This is a genomic window from Streptomyces sp. NPDC058052, assembly GCF_042885515.1.
Taxonomy (GTDB): domain Bacteria; phylum Actinomycetota; class Actinomycetes; order Streptomycetales; family Streptomycetaceae; genus Streptomyces.
Genome location: NZ_JBHVRX010000008.1, coordinates 106,144 through 116,570, shown reverse-complemented (window position 1 = coordinate 116,570; position 10,427 = coordinate 106,144). Strand labels below are relative to the sequence as shown.

At 72.2% G+C, this 10,427-nt stretch carries 12 protein-coding genes; 3 read left to right on the top strand and 9 right to left on the bottom strand.

Annotation, left to right across the window (positions count from 1 at the left end; translation table 11 throughout):
• Nucleotides 1-127: 127 nt before the first annotated feature.
• Together ACFVU3_RS13940 and ACFVU3_RS13935 are read right to left on the bottom strand one after the other, a co-directional pair.
• Nucleotides 128-529: a DUF6479 family protein gene (locus ACFVU3_RS13940; RefSeq protein WP_390066115.1), complete on the bottom strand. Its 402-nt coding sequence runs from the start codon at nucleotides 527-529 to the stop codon at nucleotides 128-130.
• A gap of 370 nt (nucleotides 530-899) precedes the next feature.
• A complete protein-coding gene (locus tag ACFVU3_RS13935; protein WP_390066114.1) occupies nucleotides 900-1,352 on the bottom strand; it encodes a VOC family protein in 453 nt (150 codons plus the stop codon).
• A 501-nt stretch (nucleotides 1,353-1,853) separates the two neighbouring features.
• Here ACFVU3_RS13935 and ACFVU3_RS13930 point away from each other — a divergent pair.
• Nucleotides 1,854-2,441 carry an RNA polymerase sigma factor gene (locus ACFVU3_RS13930; RefSeq protein WP_390066113.1) on the top strand — a complete coding sequence of 196 codons (588 nt, stop codon included), beginning with the start codon at nucleotides 1,854-1,856 and terminating at the stop codon, nucleotides 2,439-2,441.
• A gap of 3 nt (nucleotides 2,442-2,444) precedes the next feature.
• Here the strand turns inward: ACFVU3_RS13930 and ACFVU3_RS13925 are convergent, their stop codons facing one another.
• Nucleotides 2,445-3,824: a nucleotide disphospho-sugar-binding domain-containing protein gene (locus tag ACFVU3_RS13925; protein ID WP_390066112.1), complete on the bottom strand. Its 1,380-nt coding sequence runs from the start codon at nucleotides 3,822-3,824 to the stop codon at nucleotides 2,445-2,447.
• Between the two features lie 211 nt (nucleotides 3,825-4,035).
• Here ACFVU3_RS13925 and ACFVU3_RS13920 point away from each other — a divergent pair, with 211 nt between their 5' ends.
• Nucleotides 4,036-6,117: a glycosyltransferase family 4 protein gene (locus ACFVU3_RS13920; protein WP_390066111.1), complete on the top strand. Its 2,082-nt coding sequence runs from the start codon at nucleotides 4,036-4,038 to the stop codon at nucleotides 6,115-6,117.
• A gap of 70 nt (nucleotides 6,118-6,187) precedes the next feature.
• The gene (locus ACFVU3_RS13915) at nucleotides 6,188-6,778 is read left to right on the top strand and encodes a DUF4383 domain-containing protein (protein ID WP_390066110.1); all 591 of its coding nucleotides are present in this window, start codon (nucleotides 6,188-6,190) and stop codon (nucleotides 6,776-6,778) included.
• A 172-nt stretch (nucleotides 6,779-6,950) separates the two neighbouring features.
• Here the strand turns inward: ACFVU3_RS13915 and ACFVU3_RS13910 are convergent, their stop codons facing one another.
• The 6 genes from ACFVU3_RS13910 to ACFVU3_RS13885 form a co-directional block, all read right to left on the bottom strand.
• A complete protein-coding gene (locus ACFVU3_RS13910; protein ID WP_390066109.1) occupies nucleotides 6,951-7,337 on the bottom strand; it encodes a hypothetical protein in 387 nt (128 codons plus the stop codon).
• A gap of 18 nt (nucleotides 7,338-7,355) precedes the next feature.
• On the bottom strand, nucleotides 7,356-7,646 hold the full coding sequence (locus ACFVU3_RS13905; protein WP_390066108.1) for a hypothetical protein: 291 nt from the start codon (nucleotides 7,644-7,646) through the stop codon (nucleotides 7,356-7,358).
• Between the two features lie 221 nt (nucleotides 7,647-7,867).
• The gene (locus ACFVU3_RS13900) at nucleotides 7,868-8,029 is read right to left on the bottom strand and encodes a hypothetical protein (RefSeq protein WP_390066107.1); all 162 of its coding nucleotides are present in this window, start codon (nucleotides 8,027-8,029) and stop codon (nucleotides 7,868-7,870) included.
• 13 nt (nucleotides 8,030-8,042) lie between these two features.
• Nucleotides 8,043-8,732, bottom strand: a complete 690-nt coding sequence (locus tag ACFVU3_RS13895) for a hyaluronoglucosaminidase (RefSeq protein ID WP_390066106.1) — start codon at nucleotides 8,730-8,732, stop codon at nucleotides 8,043-8,045.
• Nucleotides 8,733-8,938: 206 nt separating this feature from the next.
• Nucleotides 8,939-9,478 carry a DUF6817 domain-containing protein gene (locus ACFVU3_RS13890; RefSeq protein ID WP_390066105.1) on the bottom strand — a complete coding sequence of 180 codons (540 nt, stop codon included), beginning with the start codon at nucleotides 9,476-9,478 and terminating at the stop codon, nucleotides 8,939-8,941.
• 291 nt (nucleotides 9,479-9,769) lie between these two features.
• Nucleotides 9,770-10,204, bottom strand: a complete 435-nt coding sequence (locus tag ACFVU3_RS13885; protein WP_390066104.1) for a DUF6223 family protein — start codon at nucleotides 10,202-10,204, stop codon at nucleotides 9,770-9,772.
• Between the last annotated feature and the right edge of the window lie 223 nt (nucleotides 10,205-10,427).

Sequence of the window (10,427 nt, the reverse complement as noted above, 5' to 3'; positions counted from 1 at the left end):
CGCGCGGGGGGGGCGGTGCCCGCCGGGGGGGGGCGCGCTCCCCCCCCCCCCCGGTTTCCGCGGGGGGCCCGCGCCCCGCCGCGGGGCTCCGCCCGGCCCCGCCCGATGAACGCCTCCTCCCGGCTTGTCAGTCGCCGTGCCCGACACCACCGCTGCCGAAGCCACCGCTGGAGATGCCGCCCCACTTTCGGCGTTCCTCGCTCGGCGGCTCGGGCGAGGTTTCGGACCCCGCGGTTCCGCCGCCCTTGAGCTGGTAGGGCGTGAGGCGATGGGGCCCATCGGTATGAGGCATCTCAGCCGGCCGGCGGTACTCCGACATCTCGCCGGGAAGCCGGTCGGTCGCAGGCCGGTGAGGGTGTGACTCGGGTTCGGGCGGCGGGAGTTCCTTGTCCTTGGCCCTCATGCCGAGGACAAAGGCACCGATGATGACGGCAACGAGGACGAGTCCCCCGAGGACCTGCGCGAGCCCTGATTGCCAGACGCCGGCCGCAGTTGTCAGAGAGGTCTCTTCGAGTACGTGGGTACCCATTGCTCACCTCCGCTCGCAGGTGGACGACCGGGGCATGGGCCCTCGGTCTCGAACCGGAATCGCCTCGGACGAGGCGTTCTGTCCTCACTGTTTCGGACGTGTCTCCCACCCCGGATGCAGCACCACGAGTGCCGTGGACAGGTTCGTCCCGACCGCGGCTGGACCCGAGCGGGCCGTGGCTGTCCGAGGGGACGGTCCGGCGAACCGTCCCCATGCGCTGCGGCCGGGGGAAGCGCGCCTCGCAACGGCCGCCGCGGACCGGCCCGGACTTCGTGGGACCGACGGGCGTCTTCGGTGTCGGCCAGATCGTCCATGCTCGGAGGCTCGGGCCGCGTCCGTCCATGGCCAGGCCCGACTCGTGCGGGCGAGCTCATCCGGGTCGGTACGTGCCCACGCTCCACTCGTGTCCCTCGGGGTCCAGGACCCGGGCGCGCCGGGAGCCCCACTCCGTGTCCTCGGGCTCGATCACCGGAACTCCGCCCGCGGCCACCGCGCGGAAGTACCACTGGTCGACCGCCGTCGGAGTGGCGAGACACAGGTACAGGCCGCTGCCGGTACTGACCCCGTGAAGCGCGGGCCTGCTGTACGAGGCGTGCGCGCTGGCCACCATCAGGACCACGTCGCCGAAGCGGATCTCGGCGTGGACGACTGAACCGTCCTCGGCCCTCTGGCTCCGCACAGACCTGAAGCCGATGGCGGAGAGCCAGGTCAGCGCGGCGTCGGTGTCCCTGTAACTGAGGTAGGCGTGGAGGTCTGCGGCCCCGTCGCCGGTGTCTTGGCGCGCCACGGCCTCGGAGCCCTGGTGGGCCCGCAGGGTGTCCATGGGGATCCTCCTACCGTGGGGCGGGCGGATCATCAGCCCCAGAGGCCGGTCGACCCGTCCCCGGTTCCTCGACCAGGCGACTGGTCCGCCCGCCATGGGCTCGTCCTCGCCCTTCCTCGGACTCTCTGTACCCGTCGTTCTGCCGCAGATCGTCTTGCGGATGCGGTGTGGCCGCCCGTCCGGGTGGAAGCGCGGAAGCCATGGACGGACCCGGCCAGGAAGACAGCGGTGCGTGCGACGTTCTCCCCGCCCTCGCGTTCGCCACCGGCACGGCCGTCGGCGAGCTCCACCGCCGTCATCGGGCGACGGCGAAGAAGTCTCCGACCAGAATCGACAGCGTGCCGGCCCACTCATGCGGCCGATCTGGATGGCGTGCACGCGACGCTCGTGATCACCTGGACGGGCGGGCATCTCTTCGCCGCGGCCTCGTCCTGAGGGACCCGGTACGGCCGGCGGCATCGCGACCCCTTCCTTGATCCCGGATCCATCCGGAGACGACTGGTGTCCGAGCGCCCCTCCCTGTCCATGTGTCCGTACTGCACCAGCCATCACGGCGGTGACCCGCATGGCGACACCCTGCGGGAGACCTTCGACGCCGTCTACACCGAGTGGTCTCCGGCGGTCCTCCGCTGGGCCCGGCGGCGCTGCGTCGATCTCCAGGACGCCGAGGACGTCGTCCAGCTGGTCTTCACCGACGCGTGGCTGCACTCCCGCAGGTACTGTCCCCGTCGGGGTGGCCTCGGACCGTGGCTCTACGGCATCACCGCCCACAAGGCGGCGGACGCCTCGGCCGCCGCCGTACGACGGCACGAAGGGCTCCGCCGTCTGTTCCGTACGCCGGTCGAGGCGGGTACGGACGCCGGCGCCGACATCGTCGAACGGTTGGGCATGGCCACGCTCGTGGCGAACCTCTCCGGCCGGCGACGCGAGGTCCTCCTCCTCGCCTACTACCTCGACCTCACCCAGCCCGAGATCGCGCGGATCCTCGGCATGCCCCTGGGCACGGTCAAGAGCCACACCAGACGGGCGCTCAGGACGCTCGCCGGTCTGCTCGCGGACCCGGACCGACCTGAAGCCGGTGCGCGCTGACGGTCAGCGGCCGGGACTGACGGCCGCCATCGTCCGCATCAGCTCGCGGGCGGACCAGTCCGGCCCGCGGTGCCGGACCGCACGCGTCCACCGGCGCAGCCCCTCCGGGCTGTCCGCGAGCACATGCCGTACGGCCGCCCCCGCCGCGCTGTGACTGAGACCGGAAGGGTCGAGACAGGTGGCCAGCCCCGCCCGTTCGGCGTCATGGGCGATCGAGAACTGATCGCTCGAGAAGGGCAGGATGAGCGCGGGCGTCGCCGACGCCAGGCACTCCGTGAACGAGTTGTTGCCGCCGTGGTGGACCATGGCGTCGACCCGCCGCAGCAGCCACCGCTGGGGGACGACGTCCGCGATGTGCACCCTCGGACCCGCCAGAGCGGAGAGCGCCGGGGCGCGGTCGCCCGCGGCGACCACCACGGCGCAGTCCGGGATTTGGGAGAGCACACCGCGGACCAGTACGGCCAGCACGTCGTCACGGGCGGAGAGAAACGTTCCGAGCGCGATGAGGACGAGCCGGCCGCACCTCGCTCTGAGCCGGCGCACGACGCCTTCCCACGCCTCGCCCGGGCTCGGCTCCTCGGCCGGTGAGCAGTGGCCCCCGTAGAGGAACCTGGCGTCGCACGACGGACGTTCCGGAAGCCACGGGAACGGCGGGTAGTTGAACAGCACCGCGTGCCGCGAGGCGAGGGCGAACGCGCGGCCAGGGGCCTTCGCCAGCGGCGCGTGGGCGCGCGCCACGGCCGCGAACCGTTGGGTGAACGAGGCATCGTTCGCCCGCGCCGCCCGGCGCAACGCGGCGAGATCCTCCTCGTCGGGCCTGATCGCCCGCGGCCAGGCGTACGGGACGCCGAACAGCGCGTCGGGCGAGTGGGGTACGTACGTGGGGTGGCCGGGGCAGAAGGTGGTGTAGCGCAGCCCGAGGCAGTGCAGGGCGAGGGTCACCGCGTAGCTCAGCTGGTCCACCACGTACCAGTCGGGCGCCAGGCGTGTGTGGAGGGCTCGCACCTCGGCCAGCACCCGATCGGGGTCCGCCAGCATGTCGTCACCGCGATGGCGGGCCTGCGTGAGCAGCGCGGCGACCGGACCGTTCCGGGTGGCGGCGAGGAACTCCTCGAGACGCCGTGCCTCCCGCACGCCCTGCGGAGTGTTGCGGGCGACTCCGCTGTTCGCGTTCCGCGTCACCGTCAGCGGGACGAACCTCACCGCCGCCGTCTCCGCCAGCGGGGCGAAGGACGGAGCGCTGGCGAAATGCACCTCGGCTCCGGCGCGGGCGAGAGCCCCCGCCAGCACCGACATCGGCTGGGCGTGCGACAGGAACGGGGGGCTGATGACCGCGACGCGCGGTCTGCGGCTCTCACCGGCGCCATGGCGCGAGAACTTCATGCCGGGGTCTTCGCTCCAGGGACGCCCCGCGGATGCGCCGGTTCTCCGATGCGGCGATGTCGATGGACGAGGTCGTGGGAGCGCTCCGCGGCCGCGCCGGGCTCCCACCGGCACGGAACGCGGGCGCCGGTGACCTTCGCTGCGACGCGTGCATCCACGCCGGTGACCGCCGGCGAATCACTGCCGGCCGAAACGTCGTCGAGGAGTCCCCATGAAACGCCCCCGTCCAGCCGTGGTCATGACCGATCGCACCCCGCGAGCCAGTGCGCGGGATGCGTCCGACCCGTTCGTGGAGGCCAGGGCCGCGCACTTCAGCCGGGTGCCGGGCGGTCTGCCCGGGTGGCACACGGGTTTCCCGAACCTGCTGGCCGAACTGGTCCTGGCCGAGTACAGCCCGGACGGCGCCCGCAGCACCCCCCTGCGGGCCTCGTCCGGCGACATGGCCCTGGCGAGCCTGAGACACCGGCTGCGCGCCGGCCTGGTTCCCTCGCCCGACGCGTGTGTCCAGCTCCTGGCCCCCTGCGACAACACACGGGCGGCCGTGTTCGAGATCTGGCCGGAGGCCGTCCGCCGCCACGGGGCGGCAGCGGCCGTCACCGCCCTTCGCCGTGGACTCCACACGGCCCGGGAGCCCGGTACGGTCGCCTTCCTCCTCGATCTGGCTGCCGCCGGACACCTTCGGCCGCTCTCGTCGGCCGCGCTCCTCGCCTACGCGAACGCGGACGAGCGCCGCATACGACACGCCGCCTGGCGCCTTCTCCCCGCGTACGGCCGAGCATGGCCCCCGCCCGCCGGTGGCGGACCCGCGGACGACGCGTACGAACGGCTTCTCCGCGACGCCGTACGCAACCCTCCGCCCTCGGGGGCGGAGACCATCGGACAGGAGCCCGGCACACTTGTCGTCCAGTCCATGCTGATGGGGCAGCTCGACCGCCCGGGGGAGGGGCTCAGCGGCGGTCTCGGCGTTCTCCTCGGCTCTCTCGGGGACGCCCTCGCACGCACCGAGCGCGTCGCGGGCGTCGTCACCCTGGTCACGGCCTGCCGTCCGGAGCTGGAGGAGGACCCGGCTCTCCTGCATCGGCGCAGGTCCGGCCACTGGATTCTCCGGCTTCCCGTCGACAGCGACCACCAGGTCCGTCCCGAGGAGCTGGGGCGGCACCGCGAGGCGATGGCCTGGTGGGCCACCCGGCTCTTCGGTTCCTTGGGCCGGCCCGTCGACGTCCTGCACCTCCGGTACGCCGACGACGGTTCACTCGCCCTGGCCGAGGCCGGACGACGGGCCGGCGCGGGCCTGGTCTTCACCGCCACACCGGACCCCCACCGCCAGATCACGGAGCGGCACGACGTACCCGGCGCGGACGCCGCCGCCGTCCGACACGACCTGCACCGGGTCTTCGTCGCCGACCGTCTGGTCGAGCGGGCGGACCGCGTGGTCGGAATCGCCGGACGGGGCGGCGGGACCGATGAGCTGCTGCGGCACTTCCCGCAGCTGGCCGCGGAGTACGGCGGAGCCGGCCTCAGCGCGCCTCCCGAGGGCATCGCCCCCTACCGGTCGGGGCCGGGTGAGGCCCGTCGGCGTGAGGCGCTCCTCAGGGCGATCGACGCGGTGGCCGAGACGGACGCGGCCCGCGCCCCGGTGGTGCTGCTCTGCGTCGGACGGCTGCACCCCGTGAAGCAGCAGGACGTGCTGGTGCGTGCCTGGATCGAATCCAGAGCCTTCCAGGAATCGGTACTCGTGATCGTCGGCGGCCACCCCCGTGCCGTGGACCCCGTGGAACGCGCGATGCGGGAACGCATCGGGCGGGCCGTCACGGCCTGTCCGGAAGCGGGGCGTCGGCTGATCCTGCTGCCCGCGCTCTCCAACACCGACGTGCGGATGCTCGAACGGTCCCTCGCCTCCCCGGTGCGGCCCTTCCGCGCCCGCTACGTGTGCCCGAGCGCGAAGGAGGAGTTCGGTCTCGCGCTCCTGGAGGCGATGGACGCGGGGCTGCTCGCCGCAGGCCCCCTCCGGGGCGGTGTCCCGCACTATCTCGACGACGGCGTCAACGGCCTTCTGCTCGACACCTCCAGCGCGCGCTCGCTGGGCAGAGGGCTGGTGCGCCTGCTCCGGGTGAGCGATGAGGACGCCGCCGTGATGGCCCGCCGGGCCCAGCGGCTCGTCCGCTCCACGTACTCGTCGACGGCCATGGCCGAGGCGCTGGCCGTGCACTACGCCGACGTGGCGGACGCGGGCCGCAACAGGCGCGGCAGGAGCCCCGAGGCGACGAGGTCGCGCATCCGGATCGCCCTCTGAGGCGAAGAAGCCGATGAGAGTCGGAACGTAGGGCTCCGGTCCCGCGTGACAGGCCGAGGAGGCACCCATCGTGAAACTCAAGGAAGAGCTTCCCGTCGACCACCACCTCGCCACGGTGTACCGAGTCGGAGCAGCCGTGTGCGGCTGTCTTCTGCTGGTCTTCGGCTGTCTGGGCTTCGCCGACGTGCTCAGCCCGTTCGACACGTCGGGGGACAAGATCGCGGGCATGACGACCAACAGCGCTCTGAGCGTGATCTCGGTCGTGGTGGGCATGGTCCTGCTCGCGGGGGCGGTGGTGGGAGGCAACGTCGCCTCCACGGTGAACATGATCGTGGGGGCCCTGTTCCTGCTGAGCGGCTTCTACCACCTGTTCGTGCTGGACCGGCCGGCCAACTTCCTCGACTTCGGCATGACCAACGTCGTGTTCAGCTTCGTCATGGGCCTTCTGATCATTACTTTCGGCATGTACGGAAGGGTGTCCAGCAAGTTGTCGCACGACAATCCGTACTGGCGGCGACGGCATCCGCGCGAGGCGGCGGCGGAGGCCCTCGCCGGTCGGCGGCGCTCCATGCCCCCGTCCGCCGCGCGGAAACCCTCCGCGTCGGATCCGACCCCCCGCCGCGTACTCCCGGACGGCGACGGACTCGACCCGTCACGGTGACTCACGTACGCGGACCCGCGTGCGGTGCGACCGACGGGCTTCAGCGCGTGCGGTCACCGGCGGGCCGCGGTTCGTCGCTGCCCGATCGTGCACCAGCCTCGGCCGCACAGGGCGGGAACCGGCGACGGGGGCCGCCGCGTCCGGGACTCACAGGAAGGCGGCCGACACTCCGTCAGGTCACGGCGGGGCGCCCTTCGCCGAGGCTCGGGGGACTGGCTTCGCCGATGGGCCGGCCCACCTCGGAAGGCCAGCGGGGCCGGAAGCGCCTGACGAAGTCCGGAAAGTCGCTCCGCAGGTACCGGGGGTCGGACGGCTTCAGCCGGATCTGATGACGGCTGTCCGCCCACCAGATCTCGAAAGCGGTGACAGTGCCCTCCGCCGGCCAGGCGTCGCCGTGCTTCGGAAGCATCACGACGTCGACGAATCCTCCGACCTCCAAGCCGATGTCCACGAAGATCCCGATCGCACCGGGCCGCGGGACCTTCACGACGGTGCCCTCGAAGTCCTGCCCGAAACACAGCCCGCTCCGCGTCCGAGCCCACTCGGCATCTGTCACCACGCCCGCATCCTCGCACGCTCATCCGGCCCCCCGGGCCCGGTCGCCCGGCCCGGCCCCGGCATCCAGGGCGGTCACCTCGGCGGTGCTCCCTCCGTGCCGGAGCGCGGCCGGGGTGATCCAGTCCTCGGGGACGCCCAGATGGGCGGCGTAGTCCGCGGGCGTGGGCATGGTGAGGCCGCGCTCGACGAGCGAGGGGAACGCCTGGAGCACCTGGCTGTCCCGTGCGAGTCCCGCGCGCTTGCGGGTGTGCCTGCGGCGGAGCTTCGTGCAGCCGGCGAGGGCGGCCATCACTCCGATGGTCCCGGGCATGGCGAGGGCGGAGGTGACGGGTGCTCTTCTTGAGGGTGTGGCCGGCGGGCGGGAGGGCGGCCTGGGCTCGGATGACGGCGGCTTCGCCGTGGGCACGGGCGAGATCGGCGAGTGCGTTTGGGCGAGCTGTCCGGTCGGCGGAGGAGCCCTCACGGCCGAGGGGGCCCCGCCGTGCGGCGGAGGCCCCCTGTCTCGCGTGCCTGCTTTTGGAGCAATCGCGCTCAGACGGCCGGGTCTGTGCCGGACGTCGTCTCGACCGCTTCCAGCCGTGCTCTCAACTGGGCGTTCTCCGCCTCCAGATGGGCGATGCGCTTGCGGGCGAAGTACAGCTCCATGACGGCGTCGTGGAATTCGGAGATCAATTCCTCGGGGGTCAGTTGCACCGTGGTCCTCCCCCTACGCCGGCGCGACTTCGGTCACGGTGCCGTTGCCGCCCTTCCAGAACAGCTTGCCGTCCTGGGAGAAGAGGGATCCACCACCGGCCGAGGCCGGCGCGTTGTTCGGTACGAAGGGGACGTCGGCGAGCCGCACCGCACCCTCCGCGAGGATGGCGGACGGGACGTCGGCCGCCGCGACCACGTGGAGCTGGGACTGGGGCGTGGCACCGCGGGCGATGCCGATACCGGTTCGGCCCGTGCCCTTGACGACGAGGTCCTCCACGCCCGGGTTGTTCCGCAGGACGATCAGGGCGCCCTTGGTCGGACCGTCGGTCGCGGTGACGAAAATGCCCTGTGCCGCGGTCCCGGCCGTCCTGAGGTCGATCGAGAGGCCGGAGGCCCCGGGATCCGAGCCGTCGGCGTATCCCTTGTGGGAGATCTTCAGCGTGCCGCGGGAGGTCTCCACGCCGGTCAGATACATGGCCGAAGTGGCCGGGTTGTCGGACGTGACGTTCAGCGCCGCGGTGTCCCCGGAAGGAGCCTTGTGGTTGATCGTGACGGTGTGAGCTGTCGTCGACGCCCCGTAGAACTGGGCCGGTGAGGCGTAAGGGGTGTACTCGCCGTCGGCGGCCGCGGCCTCCGAGCCCGTGGCGACGGTGACCGCGCCCGCGGTGAAGGCACCGAGGAAGATTCTGCGTCCCACTGCCATCGGTGAACTCGCTCTCGTTGTCGTCGGTTCGTGCCGTCGAAGCGGCATGAAGATCATGTGATGGTCCATCAAGGGGGGAGCGGCAGAGGCTCTCACGGATGAGCCCGACCGCCGCCAGGGCCCAGCGCCAGGACGGTGGGGGGCAACCCCCGGTGCCCCGTCTCTCGTGCGGTCTGCCGTCCGCCGCCCGTGGAGGTGCGGGAGGTTCAGTGGCCGGCGGGGCCGAGAACGCCGCGGCAGTGTTCCCATGCCGCGTCGGACAGGAGGGGACGCCATCGAGTGAAGAGGTCGAGCAGGTCCGCCCCGTACCGGATGCGGGCCTCGGGGCTGATCGCCGCGATGTCGAGTTCGTTGGCGGCGGTGAGTTCGGCGAAGTCCTGGCGCGCTGCGAGGCTTGGCCGCATCCGTGTGCCGGTGAACCGGTCGACGAACGGGCCCCGGCTGTCGGTCAGTTCCCGGTAGGAGGACTCGCGGTCGCAAGAGGCGTAGAAGTAGACGAGCGCTTCCGCCTCGACGCCGATCGCCTCGACCAGTTCCGTCCGGTGTTCCAGGTCCAGCAGCGCGACCGGGAATCCGTCGGTCCCGTAGAACGCGTGACACAGCCCGGCCGACACCAGCGCCGGTCGAGCGCCCCACGAGGAAAGCAGGGCGCTGACCCGCTGCAGGTGCGCCAGCAGGGTTCCGCCGGGGTGCTCGATCTCTTCGGCTCCGGCCGCGCGCAGGATCGTCAGCGCTTGTGCGGTCAACTCGACATCACCCGTTCAGCGGTCGCGGTCACTGGGCTTCAGCACCTGTGATCGTAGGCTGGAAATTTCCCGATCACTCGGTGATCGCCTCACCACGTTCGACCGACAGGCCACGCGGAGCGTGCTCCGGCACGGACGAAGGGGGCGAGGCGGACCCTATGGGCGGCCCCCCCATGGGCATCGGCAGCCGTGAGGAGTACGAAGACCATGGCCACCTGATGAGGGGGCACCCACAGGGGCTCCGGCCTCGGGGCTTGATCGGCCACCCCGTGCTGCCGGAGGCCGAGGGGATCAGCGTGTCCGGTGGGAACGGGTGCGGGCCAGCCGGCCGAGGGTGACGGCGGTCAGGCCCAGGAGCACGGCGACGTAGGCTCCGCCGAGCCCGTTGCCGGTGCCGAGGCCGCCCTTGGCGGTGGCCGCGACCGTGGCGCCCACGGTCGCGGCGATCGGGCCCGTGACGAGTGCGGTGACCGTCCCGTTCCGCCTGGCCCAGGTGGCGACGCGCCCCCTGCCCTTGGTGCGGGCCAGGGCCATCCCGCCGCAGACCGAGCCGAGCAGCCCGGTCAGCGCCGAAAGGGAGGCCCCGATCCGGCCGATGCTCAGGGTGGCGAAGTCGGCGGCGACCGGCGTGGCCGACGCGGCGGCCGGCTCGGCCAGGGCAAGAGAGCCGATCAGGACGGCAGCGGCAGTGGCAGCGGCAGCGGTGAGCGTGGAGCGGACGAGCATGGTGGTGTCCCTTCTGGGAGTTCCTGAGTGGTCCGGTCGCCGCGCGGACGTCGCCGGCGGGGACCTTGCGGTGCCGGGCCGGGGCAGCGAGCAGGGTGGTGTCCAGGCCGGGCCCGGGCCTGCAGTACTACCGCGGTTCCGAGGAAGGCGACGCCACGAGGCGTCGTGGTGGTCGCCCGCCTGGGCATGGGGCGGGTTGTCCCTCCCGGCCGGTGCCGAGGTC

Coding starts and splice junctions, on each gene's coding strand:
- ACFVU3_RS13895 (WP_390066106.1), bottom strand. CDS start 8,732: ATGGCAGTGGGACGCAGAATCTTCCTCGGTGCCTTCACCGCGGGCGCG.
- ACFVU3_RS13920 (WP_390066111.1), top strand. CDS start 4,036: ATGAAACGCCCCCGTCCAGCCGTGGTCATGACCGATCGCACCCCGCGA.
- ACFVU3_RS13940 (WP_390066115.1), bottom strand. CDS start 529: ATGGGTACCCACGTACTCGAAGAGACCTCTCTGACAACTGCGGCCGGC.
- ACFVU3_RS13885 (WP_390066104.1), bottom strand. CDS start 10,204: ATGCTCGTCCGCTCCACGCTCACCGCTGCCGCTGCCACTGCCGCTGCC.
- ACFVU3_RS13935 (WP_390066114.1), bottom strand. CDS start 1,352: ATGGACACCCTGCGGGCCCACCAGGGCTCCGAGGCCGTGGCGCGCCAA.
- ACFVU3_RS13925 (WP_390066112.1), bottom strand. CDS start 3,824: ATGAAGTTCTCGCGCCATGGCGCCGGTGAGAGCCGCAGACCGCGCGTC.
- ACFVU3_RS13905 (WP_390066108.1), bottom strand. CDS start 7,646: ATGCCCGGGACCATCGGAGTGATGGCCGCCCTCGCCGGCTGCACGAAG.